The 20,966-nt window shown below is 44.6% G+C and carries 17 protein-coding genes and 1 pseudogene; 9 read left to right on the top strand and 9 right to left on the bottom strand.

What is annotated here, in order from left to right:
- The first annotated feature begins 90 nt into the window (after positions 1-90).
- The 4 genes from QE357_RS10275 (at position 91) to QE357_RS10260 (ending at position 2,765) form a co-directional block, all read left to right on the top strand.
- On the top strand, positions 91-603 hold the full coding sequence (locus QE357_RS10275) for a fasciclin domain-containing protein (protein WP_106634862.1): 513 nt from the start codon (positions 91-93) through the stop codon (positions 601-603).
- Between the two features lie 116 nt (positions 604-719).
- Entirely contained in the window at positions 720-1,283 is a 564-nt protein-coding gene (locus tag QE357_RS10270) for a DUF4494 domain-containing protein (RefSeq protein WP_106634863.1), read from the top strand.
- A 180-nt stretch (positions 1,284-1,463) separates the two neighbouring features.
- Positions 1,464-2,033 carry a fasciclin domain-containing protein gene (locus QE357_RS10265; protein WP_106634864.1) on the top strand — a complete coding sequence of 190 codons (570 nt, stop codon included), beginning with the start codon at positions 1,464-1,466 and terminating at the stop codon, positions 2,031-2,033.
- Between the two features lie 120 nt (positions 2,034-2,153).
- Positions 2,154-2,765, top strand: a complete 612-nt coding sequence (locus QE357_RS10260) for a fasciclin domain-containing protein (RefSeq protein ID WP_309707194.1) — start codon at positions 2,154-2,156, stop codon at positions 2,763-2,765.
- A 61-nt stretch (positions 2,766-2,826) separates the two neighbouring features.
- On the opposite strand, the gene QE357_RS10255 is transcribed toward QE357_RS10260, so the two are convergent.
- The 3 genes from QE357_RS10255 to QE357_RS10245 all read right to left on the bottom strand — a co-directional run bounded on the left by QE357_RS10255 (position 2,827) and on the right by QE357_RS10245 (position 6,078).
- Positions 2,827-3,291, bottom strand: coding sequence for a GNAT family N-acetyltransferase (locus QE357_RS10255; RefSeq protein WP_309707192.1), 465 nt, complete (start codon positions 3,289-3,291; stop codon positions 2,827-2,829).
- 95 nt (positions 3,292-3,386) lie between these two features.
- A complete protein-coding gene (dnaK, locus tag QE357_RS10250; protein ID WP_106634867.1) occupies positions 3,387-5,312 on the bottom strand; it encodes a molecular chaperone DnaK in 1,926 nt (641 codons plus the stop codon).
- 184 nt (positions 5,313-5,496) lie between these two features.
- Positions 5,497-6,078, bottom strand: coding sequence for a hypothetical protein (locus QE357_RS10245; RefSeq protein WP_106634868.1), 582 nt, complete (start codon positions 6,076-6,078; stop codon positions 5,497-5,499).
- 155 nt (positions 6,079-6,233) lie between these two features.
- Between QE357_RS10245 and QE357_RS10240 the strand changes: the two genes are divergently transcribed.
- Entirely contained in the window at positions 6,234-6,653 is a 420-nt protein-coding gene (locus QE357_RS10240; RefSeq protein WP_106634869.1) for a nuclease A inhibitor family protein, read from the top strand.
- A 137-nt stretch (positions 6,654-6,790) separates the two neighbouring features.
- On the opposite strand, the pseudogene rplT reads toward QE357_RS10240, so the two are convergent.
- From rplT to QE357_RS10215, 5 genes and pseudogenes are all read right to left on the bottom strand, one after another.
- Positions 6,791-7,136, bottom strand: a pseudogene (gene rplT, locus QE357_RS10235) (50S ribosomal protein L20).
- A gap of 161 nt (positions 7,137-7,297) precedes the next feature.
- Positions 7,298-7,492, bottom strand: a complete 195-nt coding sequence (rpmI, locus tag QE357_RS10230; RefSeq protein ID WP_106634870.1) for a 50S ribosomal protein L35 — start codon at positions 7,490-7,492, stop codon at positions 7,298-7,300.
- Positions 7,493-8,060: 568 nt separating this feature from the next.
- Positions 8,061-8,621, bottom strand: a complete 561-nt coding sequence (gene infC / locus QE357_RS10225; protein ID WP_106634871.1) for a translation initiation factor IF-3 — start codon at positions 8,619-8,621, stop codon at positions 8,061-8,063.
- 157 nt (positions 8,622-8,778) lie between these two features.
- Entirely contained in the window at positions 8,779-10,734 is a 1,956-nt protein-coding gene (thrS, locus tag QE357_RS10220; RefSeq protein ID WP_106634872.1) for a threonine--tRNA ligase, read from the bottom strand.
- A gap of 149 nt (positions 10,735-10,883) precedes the next feature.
- The gene (locus tag QE357_RS10215; protein ID WP_307142951.1) at positions 10,884-12,020 is read right to left on the bottom strand and encodes a lipopolysaccharide assembly protein LapB; all 1,137 of its coding nucleotides are present in this window, start codon (positions 12,018-12,020) and stop codon (positions 10,884-10,886) included.
- A gap of 194 nt (positions 12,021-12,214) precedes the next feature.
- On the opposite strand from QE357_RS10215, the gene QE357_RS10210 reads away from it, so the two are divergent.
- A complete protein-coding gene (locus QE357_RS10210) occupies positions 12,215-15,010 on the top strand; it encodes an outer membrane beta-barrel family protein (protein WP_309707184.1) in 2,796 nt (931 codons plus the stop codon).
- Between the two features lie 154 nt (positions 15,011-15,164).
- On the opposite strand, the gene QE357_RS10205 is transcribed toward QE357_RS10210, so the two are convergent.
- A complete protein-coding gene (locus tag QE357_RS10205; RefSeq protein ID WP_106634875.1) occupies positions 15,165-15,965 on the bottom strand; it encodes a GLPGLI family protein in 801 nt (266 codons plus the stop codon).
- 123 nt (positions 15,966-16,088) lie between these two features.
- On the opposite strand from QE357_RS10205, the gene QE357_RS10200 reads away from it, so the two are divergent.
- The 3 genes from QE357_RS10200 to QE357_RS10190 all read left to right on the top strand — a co-directional run bounded on the left by QE357_RS10200 (position 16,089) and on the right by QE357_RS10190 (position 20,867).
- On the top strand, positions 16,089-17,573 hold the full coding sequence (locus tag QE357_RS10200; RefSeq protein WP_309707181.1) for a HAMP domain-containing sensor histidine kinase: 1,485 nt from the start codon (positions 16,089-16,091) through the stop codon (positions 17,571-17,573).
- Positions 17,570-18,262: a response regulator transcription factor gene (locus tag QE357_RS10195; RefSeq protein WP_106634878.1), complete on the top strand. Its 693-nt coding sequence runs from the start codon at positions 17,570-17,572 to the stop codon at positions 18,260-18,262. The genes QE357_RS10200 and QE357_RS10195 overlap by 4 nt, the downstream gene beginning before the upstream one ends.
- 100 nt (positions 18,263-18,362) lie before the next feature.
- Entirely contained in the window at positions 18,363-20,867 is a 2,505-nt protein-coding gene (locus QE357_RS10190) for a M14 metallopeptidase family protein (protein WP_106635045.1), read from the top strand.
- The last annotated feature ends 99 nt before the right edge of the window (positions 20,868-20,966 follow it).

Here is a 20,966-nt window from a genome sequence, read left to right as displayed (position 1 = left end):
TTTCTAGTCAAACGTACAGCCTTCTGAATTGTTCATTAGCCAGGCTGGTCTCATTTTTTAACAAGTAATCATCAACCAATCTTCGAAATCATGAAAAAGCTGGTAGTTCTTTTCCTCTTTAGTGCCACTGTTTCTTTCGCTCAATCTTCTGTAGACGATTCGCGAAAGGATTTGGTGAGCAACCTGAGCAGCACAAGTGATTATTCCATGTTCACCAATGCGTTGAATGTCAGTGGCTTGTCTCAGACTATCAAAAGTAACGGCCCATTTACGCTCTTCGCTCCTACAGATAAAGCTTTTGAAAAAATGAATTCTTCGGAGGATCTGATGAAAACTGAAAACAAAGAGAAGCTTACCAAACTGCTCTCTAATCATATTCTGACGGGAAAATACACCTCTAAATCAATCAAAGAAGCGATTGAGCAAGGGAAAGGTAAGGCAGAGTTCAAGACTCTTTCCGGGGGAACGGTTGTGGCCTCGCTATCAGACAATGCAATCTTATTGACCGATGAAGCGGGTAACACCTCCCGGGTAACCATGCCCGATCAGAACTCGGAAAATGGAATCATCCACATCATTGATACCGCAGGAATGGCTAAATAATTGATGCATGCTATAACCAAAGGCCCGGTGAGATTTTTTCTTTCGCCGGGCCTTTTTCTGTGTCTGCTATCTAGTAACTTGCCTCCCATTATTATCCAACAGTTTAATATTTTTACATGGCTACGTGGTTTTTAGGTAAGATTCGATTCACGAAGGAGATTGATGCAGGGAAGTTTCAAACGGTAACAGAAGCCTATTTACTGGATGCTGTTTCATTTACAGATGCAGAAGCTCGTTTATACGATTTGTTAGGTGACAATGCTCCTGATTTTCGAGTATCGAGTCTTTCTCCAATGAAAGTTCAGGAAGTTTTTCATGTAGATGGACCTGAGTTAAAGTGGTTTAAGGCCAAAATTGTGATTACTACTTTTGACGAAAAAGCGAAGAAAGAGAAAAAATCATCCGCTACTTTTCTGGTCAATGCCGATTCAATTAAACAGGCGTATGATCGCGTAGAAGAAGCTCTGGGCCGTGTGGATGATTATGAAATTACGGATGTTTCGTTAACGCCAATTCTGGAAGTTGTTCCTTACGAGGCCGATAACCAGCGAATGGACCAGTTCAGACCTTTGCAGGAGGCGGTTTCCGCTTTTGAGAGTGAACCCAAAGCTCCAAAAACGGAAGAAGCTGCCGAAGAATCCATTACTGCTTTCGAAAAGGCAGAGCCTAGTGCGGAATAAGCACGCGTTCAGTAGTTCATTAAAAGCCTGTTCATCAAACCATTATGTCTGTAATGCGTAGAGGTGAACAGGTTTTTTCATGGATGAGCCGTAAATTTAGTTGCCGACGGGTACGAAGTTTAAACTTTTAATAGTTTAGTTCGTTCTAAATCTCAAGCATTGACCTATTTACCCCTCTACATGATGAAAAAGATTGGAATTCTAGCCTTATTCCTCTACAGCTGTGCTCCTACCCAAAGCCCCAGCAAATCTACCCCCTCTACTACTCCAGCATCAACGGACACGCCGGCGGTAGCCTCGGGTGGACGAACGAACATCAGCGATCAGACCAGTCAATCTAATACGCATACCATTCTGGCGAAAGCGTTAAAAGAGTCAGGATTTGCCAATACATTAAAAGGAGCGGGTCCATTTACCTTCTTTGCTCCTACGGACTCCGCTTTTTACAAATCGGATGAAATGCCCGCCTTAACGCAACCACAGGAAGTGGCTAAGCTTAGAAAAATTCTGGCTTATCACATTGTTCCCGGAATGTGGTATACGCAGAATTTCCAGCAAATGATGGATGACAAGGGTATTAAACGTGTGGAATTAAAAACAATGACCGCTCAATTATTAACCGTTACGAAACAGGATACCCTCTGGATTATTACGGATGCAAACGGCAACCGAGCTTCTATCATTGATGCTAATTTAAAACGAAGCAATGGCGTGGTGCACAGTATTAATGCTTTACTGGAGCCTAAATAATAGGCTCTTCTTTAACATTACTTAACTTAATTAGCTCAACTTTGCCGCTTACTTTTGCGTATATATTTTTAATTACAATCAAAAATCAACCCAATTTCTTTATCGCCAAATCAATTTGTCATGAAAAAAATCATTCTTTCAGCGGTTCTACTTGCTTCGGTTTCAGTAGCTCAGGCTCAGACGGGAGCTTTTGCGAAAGCCGCACGAAATGTAAAAGCTACGCCTAATTTTCAAAAGGCTGATTCTGTTACGCAGGGTGAACCAAAGAAATTAGCGGTAGTCATGACTGCTCAGAAAAGCATTTCAGATAATGCGGTTACTTCACCTGATTTGAGCGACTTCACCAAAGCACTTGCTCAGACGAACGTAAAAAATACGCTTTCAACGGCTGGCCCATTTACGGTTTTTGCTCCTACAAACACCGCTTTTGAAGCTGTTCCTGATGCCGCTAAGTTTTTATCAGCAGAGAATACCAATGCCTTGCGTAAGACGCTATTTCACCACGTAGTAACCGGTAAATGGACGTCTGCTAATTTGCAGGATGCTATTAATAAAGGTAACGGCAGAACCGTTTTGAAAACCATGACTGCTCAAAATCTGACCGTTTCTAAGAAAGATAATCAGTTTGTTATTTCGGATGAACAAGGCCATCAGGCTGTCGTAGTATTACCCGACCAGGAGCAAAAAAATGGAATTGTCCATGTTGTTTCCGCCGTGTTAATGCCTAAATAATCCGATACATTTTCATGCATCAAAAGGCTTTCGATGATCCATCGAAAGCCTTTTTTTATACCTAAATATCTTTTATAAACACGACCCGATCTTCCCCTTTCCCGGCGTAGTCCGTTACTACCGGAACCGTATATTTACCCAGTTCTCCTATCATTTCCATTCCCATTTTGTGATGATGAAAAGCAATGGATTTTTCGTTTTGTGGCGTAGTGATCGCCTTCAGCTTATGGTATCCTTTTGCCTTTAAGTAAGCTATAAAATGCTGATAGAGTAAACTTCCTAAACCTTTTTTCTGATAACTCTCCCGAATACCTACCAAATGGACATACCCAGCGGATTGATCAGAAATAAACCCAAAAAGGTAGGCGATGGGCTTTCCCCCATCCCTAATGACGAAAGCTGTTTGTCCAAATTCATGAATGTAAATAGGATGATGATATTTTAACGTCCGATTGCTTCCCCAGAACTCAACGATATCCTCCACAATGCTAAAATAATCCTCAAGTATACAGTTTTCAACTTTCATAGTAATGATGCGACAGAGTGGTTTTAAAACTAAGCAATAAAAAAACCGATGTTCGAGAGAGCATCGGTTTTTTTATTAATTCAATTCAGCTTGCCTTACTTCACTTCCTCGAAGTTTACATCCTGAACGTCTTTGTCATTGGCAGAACCATCAGCCTGACCGTTACCGGCTTCGCCTCCGGGGTAACCTGTAGGTTGACCTTCTGCACCGCCGGCATTTGCCGCATTGTACATTTCAGTAGAAGCAGCAGACCAAGCGTTGTTTAATTGCTCGGTAGCGGCATCAATGGCAGCGACATCCTGGCTTTGATGAGCAGTACGTAAGCCCGTTAAAGCCGTTTCAATGGCTGATTTATTACCTTCTGAAAGCTTCTCACCGTATTCTTTCAACTGACGTTCCGTTTGGAAAATCAATGAATCGGCTGCATTCAGTTTTTCAATTTTCTCACGTTCTGCTTTATCCGAAGCTTCATTTGCTTTGGCTTCATCACGCATGCGTTGGATTTCAGCATCGCTCAGACCGCTGGAAGCTTCAATACGAATCTTCTGTTCTTTACCCGTTGCTTTATCTTTCGCCGATACGTTCAGGATACCGTTAGCATCTACGTCAAAGGTTACTTCGATTTGAGGAATACCACGAGGTGCGGGTGGAATATCACTCAGGTGGAAACGACCCAGCGTACGGTTTTGACCCGCCATTGGACGCTCACCTTGCAATACGTGGATTTCAACCGAAGGTTGATTATCGGATGCCGTAGAGAACGTTTCTGATTTCTTGGTAGGAATCGTAGTGTTGGCGTCGATCAGTTTCGTGAAGACACCACCCATCGTTTCAATACCTAATGATAAAGGAATAACGTCTAACAGAAGAACGTCTTTCACTTCACCCGTTAATACCCCACCTTGTACTGCTGCACCAATGGCAACCGCTTCATCAGGGTTAACGTTTCTTGAAGGCTTCTTACCAAAGAATTTTTCTACTTCTTCCTGTACTTTAGGAATACGCGTCGAACCACCTACCAGAATTACTTCATCAATTTGTGAAGTGCTGATGTTGGCGTTCTTCATAGCCTTCCGAACTGGTTCCATCATCCGTACGAACAGGCTGTCAGCCAATTGTTCGAATTTCGCCCGGGTCAGCGTACGCACCAAGTGCTTAGGCATGCCGTTCACGGGGAAGATGTAAGGAAGGTTAATTTCGGTTTGGCTTGAAGAAGAAAGTTCAACTTTAGCTTTTTCAGCGGCTTCTTTCAAACGCTGAAGAGCCATAGGATCCTGACGTAAATCAACGCCTTCGTCAGCTTTGAACTCATTCGCTAACCAATCGATGATTACCTGATCGAAGTCATCACCGCCCAGGTGCGTATCACCATCGGTTGATTTTACTTCGAAAACGCCATCACCCAATTCAAGAATCGAAATATCAAACGTACCACCACCTAAGTCAAACACGGCAATTTTCATGTCATGTTTTTTGTCCAGACCAAAGGCCAGAGCAGCAGCCGTAGGCTCGTTAATGATACGCTTCACATCCAGACCTGCAATTTGTCCCGCTTCTTTCGTAGCCTGACGTTCTGCATCGTTGAAGTAAGCAGGTACCGTAATAACGGCTTCGGTAACGGTTTGTCCCAGGTAATCTTCAGCCGTCTGCTTCATTTTCGTTAGAATCTGAGCTGAAATTTCCTGTGGCGTATATAAACGATCGCCAATGCGAACGCGTGGAGTATTGTTAGGGCCTTGTTCTACTTTGTACGAAATGGTTTTCATTTCATTTTGTACTTCAGAGAAACTCTTACCCATAAAACGCTTGATTGACTGAATCGTATTCGTTGGGTTCGTAATAGCCTGACGTTTGGCAGGATCTCCTACTTTACGTTCGCCATTACCATTATCCATAAAGGCTACGACCGAAGGAGTAGTCCGACGACCTTCGCTGTTTGGAATTACAACGGGCTCGTTGCCTTCCATTACTGCAACGCAGGAGTTCGTTGTACCTAAGTCAATGCCAATGATTTTTCCCATGATTAATATATTGTTTTAATTTTCTCGGTTATCGGTAGATATGCCTCTATTATCTAAATCCCCGTGCCCGGAAATGTTTTTTATGGCTTTTATGACAGATTGACAGTAAAAAAGGAAAAGTCCGCAGAAATAAATTCCACGGACTTTCTCAATACTTATATATCGTTAATGAATGCGATACGAATTATTTGCCGCCGAAAAGCCCGCCCAGTAATCCGCCGAGGCCTCCTTCATTTTCCTCTTTCTTTGCTGTATTGTTACCTCCTAACAAACTTCCTCCGATATTTTTCAGGTCGTTCATATCTAACTTGCCATCGGCAAAGGCCCCGGCTACTTTGCTAAAATCAAAACCTCCCGTATTAGCTCCTGAGCCCGCTAATAGCGAGCCTAATACTGAACTCATATCTAAGGATTTATCTCCTGAGTTATTTAATTTACTAATAAAGGTGCTGAGTACCAGTGGTAATACTGAGCTAACAATGCTTTGAGCAGTACTCCCACTGATTCCAAATTTATCCATCAGACTTCCTATGGCATTCTGGGAAATTCCAGACACAACGGGACTTTGATTAACGTCCTGTTGTCCAGATAACAATTCCATGATTCCACCAATATTTCCTTTGGCCGCTTCGCCCTGAAAACCTTGTACAATAGAAGTTAAAAGCGTGCTTTGCACCGCTTCATTATCCTGATTTGGAACGGCAGGATTATTCACTACTGCTTCCTGTGAGTTATTTTTGATGATATCTAACAATTGGTCTAACATAATTTCTGAATTTTAGTCATACGTTGATTAAACGAATAACAAGAGTGAAGGGCTTTTTGATTTAGAAAAATAAATTTGACTTCTGCATAACTAATCAGAAATTTACCAAAAAACAATACCGATAACTCATTCCCAAACATAACCTTCGACGTTTTATGACAACCCGACTGGCATCTAATCAGTTAATTGAAGATTTAAAAAAAGAGGTAGAGGGCTTATTGTACACAAGTGAATCAGACGCTCCCTTTGAGGTTACTCCTTTGAGTTGGACGGGCGAAAAATCCCCTGAAAAAGAGGATTTTATCAGGCTTTTAGAGTTGGAAGAAGGAACGCCCATCCAAACTCAGCGGCTGGATACTTTCTTTAAACCTTTACTAAAAAGTTACGACTGGTTTGGAGAAGAAGAAACCGCTACGCTAGAACGGTATCAGAAACTGAAAGAATACGTTACTACTCAACTGACACACACCCAGGTGTATCGGGTAGGCGAAGTAGAAATCAAAGTATACATCGTGGGCGAAACGATCGATCAGCAATGGGTAGCTCTGAAGACCGAAGCCACTGAAACGGAGTAAGGCTCAGAATGTCTTTTCGTCAGTTATGATGAGTTCTGTAACCGAAAAGAATGTCAATCTGACGGTTATAAACGAAAAAGACCTCCGAGTTTTCGGAGGTCTTTTTATGGGTAGATACTAATAGCTTAGTCTACAAATCATTTCACATGATCAACTACAGCTTTGAACGCATCAGGATGGTTCATGGCTAAGTCGGCAAGTACTTTACGATTCAGTTCGATACCTGAGTTATGCAGTTTGCCAATGAATTGAGAGTAGCTCAGACCGTGTTGACGAACACCCGGCGTTGATACGAGCAATCCATAAAGCACGGAAATTCCGTTTTTTCTGCTTACGGTCACGGTAAGCATAATTTAAACCACGTTCAACGGCATTTTTAGCTACCGTCCAAACGTTTTTACGACGGCCATAATAACCTTTGGCCAATTTGAGCACTTTTTTGCGACGTGCCCGAGACGCTACGTGATTGACACTACGTGGCATAATGTGTTAGTTTTTTGACGTTGGCGGAAAGGGTTTTGAGTTTGGGGTTGAGAGTTTTGAGTTAAACTCTAAACAAACAACTCTAAACGCTAAACTCATTTCTCTTGAAGGCCATTAGTCGGGTTAAACAAGGAAAACCTGTAATCAGTCCGAAGAATGAATTACTTAGCGAGCAGAGCGATTACGCGAGCGTGATCTGACTCATGCACCAGCGTGGTTTTAACGAGGTTAGCCTTACGCTTGTTAGACTTTTTCGTTAAAATGTGGCTGTGGAAGGCATGCTTCCGCTTGATTTGTCCGGTTCCAGTCAGCTTAAAACGCTTTTTGGAGCCCGAGTTTGATTTTTGCTTAGGCATAAAACTGAACCTGTTAACGTTATAAAAAAGGTACTATTTGTGAAATGAACCGCAAAGGTAAGGAAAAATGACAAGATTTTAATAGGAAGGCGGATTCAATTTTAGGGAAACTGTAATTTATTCTTGTGTACAGGCAATTGAAATTCTTTTTACCGCATGCACCTTTGAAAAAGGCATGAGCCTTTGCCAAAAATAAAATGCTTATTCTCCCTGGTTGGTGTCCTCACCAACCATTTGGCTCTTAGTAATGGCTAGTGAAGGCACCAGCCAGGGAGGGAACATTCTGAACTGTAGTAATCAAAACTGCCTCTTACCCAGACGCGATCAATCGCGTCTCTACAAAAGATAAATACCTATAATATCCGCCCTGGTTGGTGTCCTCACCAACCATTTGGCTCTTAGTAATGGCTAGTGAAGGCACCAGCCAGGGAGGGAACATTCTGAATTGTAGTAATCAAAACTGCCTCTTACCCAGACGCGATCAATCGCGTCTCTACAAAAGATAAATACCTATAACTAAAAACCCTCCGCAGAAAACTGCGGAGGGTTTTGATCTATTAGATAAAGCTTATTTTTTCACTTTGGGTGCAATGATGATGTTCATCCGGCGACCTTCCAAGCGAGCTTCTGATTCCAGTTTTCCGTGCTCTTCCAGATCTGACATAAATCTTTTCAGCAGGTTGAAACCCTGATCTTTGAACACGATTTCGCGTCCTGAGAATTGTACGTAAGCTTTTACTTTCGAACCTTCTTTCAGGAAGTTGATCGCGTGTTTCAATTTAAAATCGTAATCGTGGTCATCCGTTGTAGGACTGAAACGAATTTCCTTGATAACAACTTTAATTTGCTTGGACTTAAGTTCCTTTTGCTTTTTCTTCTGCTCGTACTTGAACTTAGAATAGTCAACGATCCGACAAACCGGAGGTTCAGCATTGGGAGAAATTTCAACCAGATCCAGCTCTTGTTGTTGAGCCATTTCGAGGGCCTGACGGATATCCACAATACCCTGGTCTACGTTTTCTCCAACCAATCGTACTTGTTGTACTCCGCGAATCAATTGATTAATGCGGTAGGGTTCTTCTTTCCTTACAGGAGGTCTGCGGTTCATACCGCCAGGGCGTAATGCCATACTTCTTAATTTGGTGTTTTTTGAGTTTTTCAGTTAGCGAGTTTTCAGTGGGATACAGATCTTACCGAAACCTCTTTATCCTGACTGAAAACTGAGAAGAAGCCGTTAAATAAGCTTCCTTATTTAACGGCTTCAAAAATTATGTGCCTAAGATCAGCTATTTCTGAAATTTAAGCAAATTTTTATTGATTTCCTCCTTAGCAAGGGCAATAAACTGACCGATTGGCATACTGCCTAAGTCACCTTCGCCTTTTTTACGGATAGAAACCGTTCCTTCAGCCTGTTCCTTCTCCCCAACGATGAGCATAAACGGCGTTTTAGAAACTTCAGCATCGCGAATTTTCTTACCGATTTTTTCATCCCGGTGATCTACATACCCACGCAGGTCTTCTTCCTGTAACAGCAGGAAAATTTCATTGGCGTAGTCGGTATATTTTTCCGAGATCGGTAATACGGCCAGCTGATCGGGAGAAAGCCACAGCGGGAAGTTACCTGCCGTACTTTCAATCAGGATAGCAACGAAACGTTCGAGCGAGCCAAAAGGTGCCCGGTGAATCATAACGGGGCGGTATTTCTTATTATCTGAACCGGTGTATTCCAGATCAAAACGCTCGGGAAGGTTATAGTCTACCTGAATAGTACCTAACTGCCATTTCCGTCCCAGGGCATCTTTCACCATGAAGTCCAGTTTGGGACCGTAGAATGCCGCTTCTCCGTATTCAATAACTGTATTTAACCCTTTGGCTTCAGCGGAGCGAATAATAGCCTGTTCCGCACGATCCCAGTTTTCGTCGGTTCCGATGTACTTCGCCCGATCTTCCTGATCACGCAGGGAAACCTGAGCACTGTATTCACTGAAACCTAAGGCTTTGAATACATACTGAACCAGATCGATTACTTTCATGAACTCCTCTTCTACCTGATCGGGACGGCAGAAAATGTGAGCATCATCCTGCGTAAAGCCCCGCACGCGAGTCAGACCGTGTAACTCACCCGACTGCTCGTACCGGTATACCGTTCCGAATTCCGCAAAACGAACCGGTAAATCCCGGTAACTGCGTGGTTTCGAACGATAAATCTCACAGTGGTGAGGACAGTTCATGGGCTTGAGCAGGAACTCTTCGTCTTCATCCGGCGTATGAATCGGCTGGAATGAATCCTTGCCATATTTTTCATAGTGACCGGAAGTTACGTATAATTGCTTCGAGCCAATGTGAGGAGTAACCACGGGTAAATAACCCGCCCGAACCTGAGCCCGACGCAGGAAATTTTCCAGACGTTCCCGCAGAGCCGCACCTTTGGGTAACCACAGGGGTAAACCCTGTCCTACCCGCTCGGAGAAGGTGAAGAGTTCGAGTTCTTTCCCCAGCTTGCGGTGATCCCGTTTCTTGGCTTCTTCCAACACGTGCAGATACTCTTCGAGTTCTTTCTGTTTAGGGAAGGTAACCGCGTAAATACGGGTCAGCATTTTATTGTTTTCGTTGCCTCTCCAGTACGCACCCGCTACGTTCAGAATTTTCGCAGCTTTGATGAATCCTGTATCTGGAATGTGAGGACCACGACATAAGTCCGTGAAATTTCCCTGGTTGTAAAACGTGATTTTTCCATCTTCCAGATCTTTCAGCAGATCCAGTTTGTACTCATCTCCTTTTTCTTCGAAGTAAGCGATGGCATCCGCTTTCGAAATGGACGTACGGGTGAATACCTCTTTCGTACGGGCCAGCTCCAGCATTTTGTCTTCTACTTTCTTGAAGTCTTCCTGCGAGAATTTGTGATCGCCGAGGTCTACATCGTAATAAAATCCGGTTTCGATGGCGGGGCCAATACCGAATTTCACACCAGGATATAAAGCTTCCAGGGCTTCGGCCAGCAAGTGAGCGGACGAATGCCAGAAGGTTGATTTGCCTTCCGTGTCGTTCCAGGTCAGCAATTTCACGTGGGCATCGGAGTCGATAGGGCGACTAGAGTCCCACACCTGACCGTCTACAACGGCGGCTAATACATTACGGGCAAGGCCTTCGCTGATGCTACGGGCGATGTCCATGCCGGAGACACCCTTCGGAAACGTACGGATGCTTCCGTCCGGCAGGGTAATTTGGATTTGGTTTTCCATTTGTATTTAGTAAATAGAACGATTAAAAAATCACGGAGATACAAAGTCCGTGAGTGCTTTGTTAGTTTAGCGTTTTGGGTTAGGGGTTTTGAGTTAATTATGATTACTCTTTTTCAACCACTCGAAACCCAAAACTCCTAACAACTAAACTATATGGTATCGCCTTCGGCGGTGCCGTTGGTTTTGTCGGGAACGGCTAGTCCGGGGCGGTATCTTTCTTCCTGACGTAAATACGGGTAATTCGTCAATTGCCTCCGCCGGGTTCGCCAATACCCTCCTACGGCTTTGCGATTGGCTGGATTTTCTCTGGCTTCCTCCAGGTAATAATCCATGGCTTTGTCATCGTCCCCTGTATATTCAAGGCACTGAGCCATGAGAAAGTTCAATCCGGGGTAATTTGGGCTTGTTTTCTCAACAATTCGCAAATGCTTGAGAGCTGGGACCACCTTTTGCACGCCAAATAAAATAGATGCTGCGTACATATTCGCTCCCGGATGCTCAGGTTCTACCTTTAAGGTTTTGTTAAATTCCGCATAGGCACTGTCTACCTGAGCGGTATGCGTAAAAGCCAATCCTCGCCGGTAGTGCAAGTCCGCATCTTTGGGGTAATAATTCAGCCCTTCCCGGGCGAACCATAAGGCTTTCGGATAGTCCTTTTGCTGGTAATAAATGGAAGAAAGCTGCTGATACGCTCCCAAAAATCCGGGAACCAGCGTTCGGGTTCGCATGAATAATACCAAAGCTGCCGTCGTGTCTCCAAGCTTGGCCGCAATCATCCCCCGGTAGAAATACGCCTCTCCGTAGTAAGGATTAATCTGCAAAGTACGGGCCAGGTATTGTCTGGATTTCCCTAGCTGATTGACCCGCTGGTATAAGTCGGCCAGCAAAACATAGACATCAGGATTCCGTTCGTTGAGAATTTCGGCTCGCTGAGCGGCCTGTAAAGCCTCGTTAATCTGCTTTTTTTCACGTAAAATCCGGGCTTTGGTCACGTAATACCGACCCGTATTTCGTTTCAGATTAATAGCCGTATTAATATCTTCCAAAGCGGCGTCCAACTCCGACCGTTGCAGGTAAATCTCAGCTCTTTTCTGATAATTTTCCGCCAGATCAGGATACTGCTGAATGGCCCGACTCAGGAATTCCAGGGCTTTAGGCGTTGAGAATCCTTCGTTCATATTCGGTAAAGGTGGAATACGCACGCCCTCCTGTTCTTCCGAAGAACAGCCCATCAATACCCAACTCAGAACGACCAGAAACCCTACAACTTTCCCGAAATGAATCATTTCTACAACTTAAAACGCCGCAAAATTAGTCGGTTTCGGGGAAAGTTTGACGTTTTGCGTTTAGAGTTTTGAGTGAAAGCATTCATTGCTCCCCCTCTATCTTCTCATTAACCTTATTTAACTTTAAAGAAAGGTTCGTTAACCCTTTCCTTTTCTAGGGTCGGGTACTTTCGTCCAAAGAAATGATTTTCCCCATGAAAAACCGATACCTACTCCTCTTCTTACTGACGATGATCTCGGGCTGGGCTGCTGCTCAAACGCCCTGGAATCTGAAAGGCAAACTTGCCGACTCTTCGGGCATTGCCATCCCTAATGCTTCCGTAATGCTGCTGGACACGAAAGATTCAACCCTGATTGAATTTTCCACTAGTGGTACCAACGGTGAATTTTCTTTTAAAAAGTTACCACTTCACGCTTATATTCTTCGCGTAACTCACCTGAGTTTTTCGGAGTATGAAGCCCTGGTCAACAAACCCGATCTGGGTACGATTCGACTAAAAGCCAAAGGCAAAGATTTGAATGAGGTCATTGTGAAAGGCGAAAAGGCTCCGGTAACGATGCGTCACGATACCGTAGAGTTCAACGCCGACAGTTTTAAGACCCGCCCCAACGCAACGGTTGAAGAGTTACTGAAACGATTGCCGGGCGTTGAGGTAGAAAGCGATGGAACCGTCAAGGCTCATGGGAAAGAAGTCCAGCGAATTCTGGTAGATGGGAAGGAATTCTTCGGAACGGACCCCAAAATGGCTACTAAAAACCTGGCAGCCGAAGCCATCAAGGCCGTTCAGTTATTCGACCGCAAATCAGAACAATCGCGTTTTTCGGGGGTGGATGATGGCACGCGGGAAAAAACGATTAACCTGGAGTTGAAGGAAGATTTCAAGAAGGGGATTTTTGGTACGGGCTCGGCAGGGTATGGTTCTCAACATCGATACGCCGGTCGTCTGAACCTGAACCGCTTTGCAAAAGATCAGCAATTTTCGCTGGTGGGTACGTTGAATAACATCAACCAGCAGGGTTTTACGATGAATGATTACTTCAACTTTTCATCGATCAATAGCTCCGGTGGTGGTGGAATGTCGGGCGGTGGAACCCGAACGACGAGTATTCAGGGAGGTAGCAGTTCAATTAATGGCGTTCCTGTCAATATGGGTGGGCAAACGTCGGCAGGTTTCGTAAACTCTGGTTCCGGGGGATTGAATTTCTATCAGCAATTAAGTAAGAAAACAAAAATTGACGGCAACTATCTGATTAATAACACGAACAGTACCGTCGATAAACACTTGGACAAGGAGAATTACCTGGAAAGTGGTAACTACAAAAGTCTGCAAAACAGCAACACCACGAACAAAAATCTGAATCATCGGCTCAGCTTTAATCTTGAACACCAACTGGATTCAGTAAATACCATTCGCTGGACGAATACGGCTTCCCTCACCAACAGTAATTTCCAGACCTCCAGTCTTACTCAAACCTATGGCACGGGGGGTAACCTGCGAAACGAAGGGAACCGGATCAATCAATACGCAGGCGATGCCTATTCCTTAAATTCCAATTTTGCCCTTCGCCACCGATTTGCTAAAAAGGGTCGAACCCTGACGGCCAACCTCATTTTCGGATTAAATAATGATCAGCGGAGCGGTGTTATTAATGCTCTGAATCAATATTTCGATACGAACACCGCTGATACGACGCTTCAGAACGATTCGCAGAAAAATGGTAAAATCAATTATGGACTAACCACCTTTTATACCGAACCCCTGAGCAAACGAAGCTTTCTGGAAGCGAATTATTCTTACCAGAAAAATTTGAATAACACCAATCGTGAAGTATACGATATCAAGGGCGAACGTTCGACGCTTAATAATCAGTTGAGTAACACGTATGATAATCAATATTATTACCATCGTGGCGGTTTGAGTTACCGATATGTGGGCAATCAAATTAATATTTCGACGGGATTGAATGTACAGGAGGCTACGCTGGTCGGTAGATTTCCGAGAACGGAAACGAGTCTGAATCGTTCGTTTGGTAACCTCCTGCCTAACCTTCGGATACGTTATGATCTGGCCAATAGTCGAAACCTGAATTTCAACTACGAAACCAGCGTTAATCAGCCCAGCCTGACGCAATTACAACCCATTATTAATAACACGGACCCGCTGAATATTACCATTGGTAACCCTAACCTGCGACCCGAGTATAACCATTCGTTTTCGCTGAATTACTTCTCTTTCAATACAACTCGGTTCCGTAACTTTTTTGGTAATGCCTTCCTGACGTATACGACTAACAAAATTTCCAGTTCGCAGTCGGTAAACGAGCAGTTAGTGACCACCACGCAATCGGTTAACGTACCCAATGCCATTCAGGGAAATACATTCATTGGCTTTGGCTCCCCCATTCAGCGAATCAAGGGAATGCGGGTAAATGCGAATCTGGGCATAACTTACAATCGGGGGATCAGCATCATTAATAATGCAGAAAATCGTACAAATACGGTGGCCACTACGCTCGGAACACGATTGGATTACCGCAATGATACCAAATTTGATGTGAATGCCGGGGCTAATTTATCGCTGAACCAAACGCAATACTCGCTGCAATCAGCCATGAATCAGAATTACCTGACACAACGCTACACCCTGGATGCGAACTGGAATCTAACGCAAACCTGGTCGATTGGCAGTTCCGTTAACTATCAGGTCTTGACGGGCAATAACTATAACCAGAAAATTCCGATCTGGAATGCCTCGATTACCAAGTATATACTCAAAAATAATGTTGGTGAAATTAAGCTGAGTGCTATCGATTTACTCAATCGAAACGTAGTAATTAACCGCTCGGCTCAGGTGAATTACTATCAGGAAGAGCGGGTTACCTCGCTGGCTCGTTACTTCCTCCTTACCTTTACCTATTCCCTGAGAAATAAGGCAGGCATGGGAGGTAATAACCGTCGCAACGGGCCACAGATGATTCGTTTTAATTAGTTCTAACATCTTTCATGGCTGGTGAAGACACCAGCCATGAAAGATCCTCTTAGCCATGGTTGGTGTCTCCACCAACCATAGAAAAAACAAAGAAGGGGTTGAAAGTCATCATGCTTTCAACCCCTTCTTTGTTAGGTTACTAAAGCTAAGAGAGTTAGTTACCCGGACGCATTCGCATACCACCCCCGTTTTTCCGCATTTCTTCCATTCGTTTCATCATAATTTCCCGCACTTCTTTTTCGGTAACCGCCTTTCCTCCTTTCGGAGCTTTTAACTCAGAAGACTTTGGTTTCCGCCACTCCATTTCGCTAACGGTATACAGGCTTTCACCATTATTCACGTCTACTTCCAGAATCAATCCGGGTAAGCCACTGTATTTTTCCGGACCAATTGAAACCGGAATTTCGGGAGCGTACCAGGCCACGACGGTTCGAAGCATGGGTTGCTGATTTTCTCCAGCCGGAGGGCCTCCCGGCCCCATCATGATTTGCTGAACCCGCATCGTGTCCGTAAAAGAGGCTTTCTGACAGACAAAACCTTTGATTGTTCTGGTTTCCTTACCCAACTTCCACCGTTGGTTCACGAGGGTGTCCAGCACGCGGTACTTTTCACCAAAAATATCCCGAGCTTCGGTTCTCTTCTTTTCGGCTATCTGCGTATACACTATGCTGGAGCTACCTCCGAACCGCATCGGACCGCCCATGGGGCCACCCCCTCCAAAACCATTCCCTTCTTCGATTACGGCGGCGGGTTCATATAAAGCTTCCTGAGGCGTAAACGCTAACTGATATTGCCGGGTAATATTCTCCGGCATACGAGCCTGCATGGCCGGGTCCATATTCTGGAATCTGCTTTTCAAATTAGTTTTTTGAGTATAGGTCAGAACGCCCTCCGTTTTCTGGGCGTAGGTCGATAAACTGATCAAACTCAGGACAACCCAAGCGGTTTTCTTCATAATCAAAGGGGATTTAATGTACCTGACAAAGCTAGGTCACGGGCTCGTTAACGATTCTTACAATAAGGTTAATCAACGTTAATAAATCGGTTTTACCGTTTGAAAGCTTCTATCTTTGAATCCATGTGGAATTTAAAGTCACTCCCTTCCAATCGTACGCTTATTACGTTGATTACTAGCTGTCTGCTCGTATTAACTACCTTTCTTGGCTGGTGGTTGAGTCGTAGTTACAACGAACAAAAACGACTGCTGGCGGCAGAAACCAGTCAGCCTTTTTTTCGTTCGGTTAATATCCTCCAGGACTCTCTGGTCATGAAGCGACTCATTCGTCCGCTGGAAGAATCCATGCGAGAAAAGACTGCTCATAAAAAATTACGGATTCATGTTTTCCCGCGGGAGGACTCCAAAGGACCCGATACAATTATTAGTCTGGGTAGCAGGGGTCGGGTGTTTATTGCTTCACGGGAGCCTCGTTTCCGTAGACCTTTTCCGCCTGATTATCAACCTGATGAAGAAACTGGCGAATTGCATCGTCCGATGCGTTCCCATTTGTTTTCCCGCATATTACCATCGTTAATGGGCAGAGCCAGCCAAGACTCGATTCGGGATTCCATCAAGATCCGTGATCTCCAGCAGCAATTTCGGCGGGAGCTGGATTCTTCCAAGATCAACGTAGGCACCCGTATTGTACGTCTCCAGGCACCGGCTCATCGTTCACTGGATTCCTTGCATACGGCTTCCTATCAGGCAGGTTTGCCCCCCAGAGATTTTTATGTAGCTTATTTAACGGATTACCAGGGAGTAATTTTCAAGCGATTACTCCCACAAATCCTGTTTTCAGTTTTTCTATTAGGGTTAACATCCGGGGCCTTTTTGTTGGTTTTTAAAAGTTTAGAACAACAGCAACAATTAACCCAACTAAAGAACGACTTTATTAGTAATGTTAGTCACGAATTAAAAACGCCGATTTCGACGGTTAGCGTCGCCATTGAAGCTCTGAGTAGTTTTGATGCTTTGAAAGACCCTCATCGCACCAAAGAGTATTTAGCCATTTCTCAAATGGAACTCAACCGACTGAATTTACTGGTTGATCATGTGCTCCGAACCGCTTTATTCGATCAGAAACAGCAGATCTATCAATTTGAGGAGATTAATCTTTCCAGTCTGATCGAAGAAATTCTGCATTCACTAAAATTTCAGTTTGAGAAACACCAGGCACAAGTCGATTTTCATCCATCTGGCTCTAACTTTAGGGTTACTGCCGACCGCATTCACCTGACCAATGTGATTTATAATCTGATCGACAATGCCCTGAAATACAGCAATAATCAACCTAGGGTTACCCTTCATCTGGAAGATCAGGGCGAGCAATTAGGCGAGCAATTAGTAGTACGGATTCAGGACGAAGGCATTGGTATTCCCCCTCAGTATCAGCAACAGGTTTTTGAGAAATTTTTCCGCGTACCTACCGGAAATATTCATAATGTGAAAGGACACGGTTTGGGCCTGAATTACGTCCATCAGGTGATGGGAGCTCACGGCGGGACGGTTACTCTTCACAGCGAACCAGGTCAGGGTAGTACTTTTGTTCTGTATTTTAAGCGATGAAAACTAAAATATTATACGTAGAAGACGAGCCTTTTCTGGGCCGAATTGTCAAGGAAAGTCTGGAAAGTCGTGAGCTGGAAGTCAACATGGTAACCGATGGATTGGCCGTACTTCCTGAACTTGAACAGTTCCTTCCCGACCTCTGTGTGCTGGATGTGATGTTACCCAATCTGGACGGATTTTCCGTTGCTCGGGAAATTCGGCAGCGTCACCCCCACTTACCCATTCTTTTTCTAACCGCTAAAACGCAGGTGGAAGATGTCGTTCAGGGCTTCGGGGTGGGTGGAAATGATTACCTCCGCAAGCCCTTTAGCATGGAAGAACTGATCGTTCGGATTGATAACCTTCTGCGGATGAAGCTCAACTCTCCTTTTTCGACCCCTAAAAGTACTCAGGCGATTCCGCTTGGAAACTATGAATTCTGGCCGCAGAAATTCGAGCTTCGTTTACATGAGCACATTCGAAAGTTATCTCATCGCGAAAATGAATTACTGAAAATCCTCTCCGAAAATCGTCACCAAACCATTGCCCGCAAAGAAATTCTGATGCGGGTTTGGGGCGATGACTCTTTCTTTAATTCAAGAAACCTTGACGTGTACATTACCCGTTTGCGGGAATATTTACGGGAAGATCAACAGCTTCAACTGGTGACAATCAAGGGCGTTGGTTACCACTTCATCACGGATTAATTCACTTTAGTCGCTTTGCCAATGATCTTTTGGAAGGATTCGATAATTAGGGAAGAAAATTCTTTTAATTTTGAATTTTCCGAACAATTTATTCATCGGCATGAAGAAGATTTCCCTTTCCTTACTTTTAACCTTCTTTGCGTTACAAAGTTTTGCACAGCTTTCTCCCAAAGAATTTTTAGGTTACGAACCCGGTACCACCCGTTGTACCCCCCATTACCGCGTTTTAGCTTACTTCGAGTATCTCGCTCAGCAGTTTCCTAAACAAATTAAGCTCCAGAATTACGGCACCAGTTACGAAAACCGTCCTTTGATGGTAGCCGTGCTGGCTTCGGAAGAAAACTTTCCCCAACTGGAAACCATCCGTACCAATCACTTAAAATCGATTGGTTTGATGGAAGGCTCTGCTTCGGGCAAGTCGGTTCCCATCTCCTGGATGAGTTATAACATTCACGGTAACGAAAACGTGTCTTCCGAAGCCGCTATGATTGTAGCGTATAATCTGCTGAAAGGGGATAGCAAAGAGGTGCTGAAAAACACAATCGTTGTGATTGACCCTTGTGTGAACCCCGATGGCTATGACCGCTACGTGAATGGGTACAACCAGCGTTTAGGCAGCATGGCTAACGCCTATGCCAATGCCTGGGAACACACCGAGCCCTGGCCCGGTGGACGTATGAACCACTACATGTTCGACCTGAACCGCGACTGGGCCTGGATGGTGCAGAAAGAAAGTCAGGCTCGTAACAACCTGTATCAGCAGTGGATGCCGCACGTTTTTGCGGATTTTCATGAGCAGGGCATTAACTCACCTTATTTCTTTACGCCTCCCGCCAAACCCGTTCATCAGGACGTAACGAGCTGGCAACGGGAGTTCCAGACCATCATCGGTGATTACAACCGCAAGACCTTTGATAAGAATGGCTGGTTGTACTTCACGCGTGAAAACTTCGATTTATTCTACCCCAGCTACGGCGATACCTACCCTACCTTCAACGGTGCCATCGGTATGACCTTCGAGCAGGCAGGTAATGGCCGGGCAGGTTTAGCCATCATCAAAGCCGACGGCGATACCCTGACCCTGAAAGAGCGGATTAGTCACCACGTTGCGGCGAGTAAAGCCACCATGGAAGCCCTGTCAGCCAATGCGGACAAAGCTTCTTCTGAGTTCATTAAGTTCTTTACAAACGCTAAAAATAACCCCACGGGCACGTATAAGAGCTACGTAATCAAGACGAAAGGCGATGAAGGTAAAGTAAAAGCTTTTACCAACTACCTGACGAAAATGGGCTTTCAGTACGGATACGCCGAGAAATCGCTAAACCTGTCTGGTGCTTATTCTTTTGTGGATGATAAATCAGCGAATGCAGGTGTGGAAGCCGGAGATATCATCATCAGCACCTCTCAGCCTCGCTCCACATTCCTGAAAATCCTGATGGAGCCTAAAACTTCGCTGGAAGATTCTGTTACCTACGATATTACTTCCTGGGCTTTGCCTTACGCCTATGGTCTGAAGGCGTTCGCAACGAAAGACAAGCTGGCTTTTACAACGACCAAGCCGGCGGCAACGGATAAACCAACGGCTGACGTTGCTAAACCCTACGCTTATTTATTACGCTGGAGTTCGCACGAAGATGCTCACGTATTAGCTCATTTGTTCCGTAAGAAAGTCCGGGCTCGGGTGGCTACGAAGCCTTTTGAAGTAGACGGTCAGAAATACGGAATCGGCACGGTCATTATTACACGTGGCGAAAATACAAAGCTGGGAGATGCCTTTGATTCGATCATCAAAGAAGAAGCAGAACACCAGAAAATCAGCCTGATCCCGGTAGCAACGGGTTACGTAACCAACGGCCCTGACTTTGGCTCTAACTACGTTTCTCAGTTAAAAGCACCCAAAGTGGCTATCCTGACGGGCGAAGGAACCTCTCCTTACGCCGTGGGTGAGGTTTGGCACTACTTCGATCAACAACTGCATTACCCCGCCACAATGATTGGCACCAACGATTTCATGGGTGTGAATCTGGCTGATTTCGATGTACTCATTCTGGCAAACGGTAACTACGGTCGCGTATTGAATGAAGCGGCTGTTACTAAAGTTCGTACCTGGATTCAGGCAGGCGGTAAGCTGATTGCTCTCGAAGGGGCGGTTTCGGCCCTGGCGGGTAAAGATGGTTTCAGCATTACGAAAAAAGAAAGCAAGAAAGAAGGGAAAGAATCGGCAGAAGATAATCTGAAACAATTTGGTAACCGCGAACGCGAATCAGTTTCAACAGATACGCCCGGTGCGATTTACAAATTCACGATTGATCCTACGCATCCACTCGGTTACGGGTTACCTTCGTATTACCACGGTCTGGTTTTATCTACCACCGAATACGAATTCCTGAAAGATGGCTGGAATGTAGGTTACCTGAAAAAAGGCCCAGCCGTGGCGGGTTTTGTAGGTAACGAAGCTAAGAAACGACTGGAAAACACCTTAATGTTCGGAACGCAGGATATGGGTCGCGGGCAGGTAGTGTATCTGGTAAATAACCCTCTATTCCGTGGCTTCTGGTATCAGGGTAAACTGGTATTTGCTAACGCTGTATTTATGGTTAATTAATTACAAATACTAAGTTCTAAAAAAGCTCGGCTCTTGGAGTCGAGCTTTTTTTACGGGTAAGCCCTATGTTTTATAAAGTTACAAACGTATCTTAAACTC

The organism is Siphonobacter sp. SORGH_AS_0500 (genome assembly GCF_031453245.1).
In the GTDB taxonomy this organism is placed as follows: domain Bacteria; phylum Bacteroidota; class Bacteroidia; order Cytophagales; family Spirosomataceae; genus Siphonobacter.
This window is presented reverse-complemented; position numbering and strand designations above follow the sequence as displayed.